General features: G+C 38.3%; 1 protein-coding gene. It reads right to left on the bottom strand.

Features of this window, described 5'->3' with window-relative positions:
- On the bottom strand, window positions 1–3,350 hold a 3,350-nt coding region (locus tag HMPREF3112_RS11725), incomplete at both ends, for an SspB-related isopeptide-forming adhesin (RefSeq protein WP_305366752.1).

The following is a 3,350-nucleotide window of genomic DNA, read 5'->3' as shown; positions in this document are numbered from 1 at the left end:
GAAACAACGTATTTCTCTGGTTGGAACTTAGGTTTTTCTGGTGGACGAACAGTGTTGTTAAATTCTTTGTCTGCTGGGTCGTTCACTTTAGTGATAAGAGCTTTCGCTTTACCATCATGTGATACTTCAACAGTGACAAGAGCTTTCATTGAATCGTAAGAAACAGTTCCGTCAGTACCTTTAACTTCTTCTACAGTGTAGTTGTGAGTACCTTCTTGGCCTTTCTTGAATTCAAGAGCAGCAAATTTAACGTTACCTGCAGCGTCGTTCTTAACTGTTTGAAGGATGTTTCCATCTTTATCTTTAAGAACGAAGCTGAATTCGTTGGCTTTAAGTTCACGACCTTCAAGTTTCTTAGTGAAGTTAAATTCAACTTCAACTGGGATGTTAACAACACGTTTTTCTGTTGGTTTTTCAGGTTTCTTAACAGTCTTACTTTGTGGATCGTATTGGTGAACGATTTGTGAGGCTGTATTTTCGATGTCAACACCGCCCTTAGCAGATTGTTTAATTTCTGCTGGGATTTCAAACTTGTAGTAACGTCCGAAGGCGAACTTAGTTGTGTCGATAACTTGTGTATTTTCTGCATCGCCAAGTGACTTAGTAAGGTCAGCTTTTGATGTTGCAGTGATTACACCGTTAACGAGAGTGATATCGAACTTAGCTGTCACATCTTCTCCTGTTACAGAGTCGTATGCTTTAATATCTTTAACGTTAACAGTCAAGTTTTCGCTGTCATATTTATCTGTAACACCTACAGATTGGATATTGTGAGCTTCAGTGAATTTAGTTGTATCCAACCATACTTGGTAGTATACTTTATCACCTTTCTTGAGTGTCTTAGTATTGATATTTTGAGCTTCGTTGTTATCAGTCTTATCAGCATAAGGATTTGCGTTAGTGTCTGCAACCTTATCTTTCAATTCGCTATCATCGTCGAGAAGTTTAACTCCTGTAAGATCGAATTTAGATTCGTTAAGGATGTATTTCTCTGGGTTGAAGTCTGGAGTATCTGGAGGAGTTACTTTGTTGTTGAACTCTTTATCAGCAGCATCTGTCACGTTAGTGATAAGTGCTTTAGCTGTTCCATCATGTTTAACTTCAACTGTAACAACAGCTTTCATACCGTCGTATTGAACTGTGCCGTCAGTACCTTTAACTTCTTCTACAGTGTACTTGTAAGTACCTTCTTGGCCTTTCTTGTACTCAATAGCTTTGAACTTAACGTTACCTGAAGCATCGTTCTTAACAGTTTCGATGACATTTCCTGCTTCATCCTTCAATTGGAAGCTGAATTCGTTAGCTTTAAGCTCACGGCCTTCAAGTTTCTTAGTGAAGTTGAATTCAACTGAGATTGGAACGTTGTTAACACGTTTTTCAGTTGGTTTAGTAGGAATTTCTGTCTTCTTAGTTGTTGGGTTGTAGAAGTGAACAACTTGTCCAGCTGTATTTTCAATATCTACACCACCAGGAACAGAGTCTTTAACAGTGGTTGGGATATCGAATTTATAGTAACGACCAAAGGCAAACTTAGTTGTGTCGATGATTTGAGTATTTGCATCATCTCCAAGTGACTTAGTGAAGCCATCTTTAAGGTTAGCTGTAATCATACCATTTTCAACTTTGATGTTGAATTTAGCTGTTACATCTTCGCCTGTAACTGAGTCGTAAGCTTTAATAGCTGAAGCATCAAGATCCAATTTAGTTTCATCGTAGTCATCAGAGATACCAACTGTTTGGATGTAATCCTTGTTCTTAGCGTCGAATTTAGTTGTATCGAGCCATACTTGGTAAACAAGTTTTTCACCACGTTTAACAGATTTAGTATTCATGTTTTCAGCTTCGTTGTTTGATGCGTCATCAGCATATGGGTTCGCATTTGTATCTGCGTACTTGTCTGCCAATTCTTTATCATCATCAACAAGCTTGTTACCAGTGATGTCAAATTTCTCTTTGTTCACAACATATTTCTCTGGTTGGAACTTAGGTGTTTCTGGTGGAACCACCTTGTTGTTAAACTCTTTATCGTTAGCGCTTGAAGCGAATCCGCCTGTTGAAGCGTGGTTAACGACAGTTGTGAGAACTTTGCCTTCCTTAGTAACTTCTACTGTCACAGTCGCTTTCATAGCATCGTAAGTGATTGAAGCATCTTTACCGGCTACTTCTTCAACTGTGTAAGTGAATGTCTTACCAAGATCTGCTTTGTTGAACAAGAGTTTTTCAAACTTGATGTGACCATCTTTATCGTTGGTTACTGTTTGAAGAACCTTGTTGTCTTTGTCTTTCAATACGAAGCTGAACTCACCTGCAGTCAACTCACGTCCTTCAAGTCGTTTAGTATAGTTGAACTCGAGTGGAACTGGAACGTTGTTTTCACGTGTTTGAGTTGGTTTTTCAGGAGTTGTAACTTTCTTATTGAATGGGTTGTATTGGTGAATTGTTTGGTTGGCTGTATTTTCAATATCTACACCGTCGTTAGCATCAATGTCTTTAACAACAGCTGGGATATCAAATTTATAGTAGCGACCAAACTCGAATTTAGTTGTATCGATGACTGGAGTAGCATCTGTAGCACTAATAGCTTTAGTCAAGCTTGCTTTAGATGTACCGTAGAGAACACCGTTTTCAACCTTGATGTCGAACTTGTCAGTAACATCAGCACCAGTAATACCATCGTAAACCTTGATATCAGCAGCGTTGATGTCAAGCTTATCTTCTTCGTAGTTATCTGTGATACCAACTGTTTGAAGATTGCTTTCTGCTGTGAAGTCACGAGTATCAAGCCATACTTGATAGTATATCTTTTGACCACGTTTGAGGGTCTTACCATTCAAGTTTTGGATTTCAACTTTATCAGCTGAATCGTCGTCATCAGCAAGTTTGTTACCAATGATGTCGAAGCTTGGTTCTGAAACAACGTATTTCTCTGGTTTGAAGTTAGGAGTTACGTTGTTATCGAAGACACGATCGTCACCACCATAAGCATCTCCACCTACTGTAGCGTAAGAGATAACTGTTGACAATTGATCTCCTACTGAAGGTTGGATAACTTGAACAGTAACATTGACTTTCATGTTATCGTAAGTAACAGTTGTATCAGTTCCTTTAACTTCTTCTACCGTGTAGTTGAATGTCTTACCAAGATCTGCTTTACCGTAGTTGATAGTAGAGAATTTAACTTTACCTTCGGCATCATTCTTAACAGTTTCAAGAACATTACCTTTTTCATCTTTCAATTCAAAAGTAAATTCCTTGTCTTGCAACTTACGTCCGTTAAGTGTCTTACCAAAAATCAACTCGATAGCAGTTGGAACGTTGTTAACACGTTTTTCAGTTGGTTTGTTTGGTTT

This window comes from Streptococcus sp. HMSC10E12 (genome assembly GCF_001807855.1).
GTDB lineage: Bacteria > Bacillota > Bacilli > Lactobacillales > Streptococcaceae > Streptococcus > Streptococcus salivarius.
This window is presented reverse-complemented; position numbering and strand designations above follow the sequence as displayed.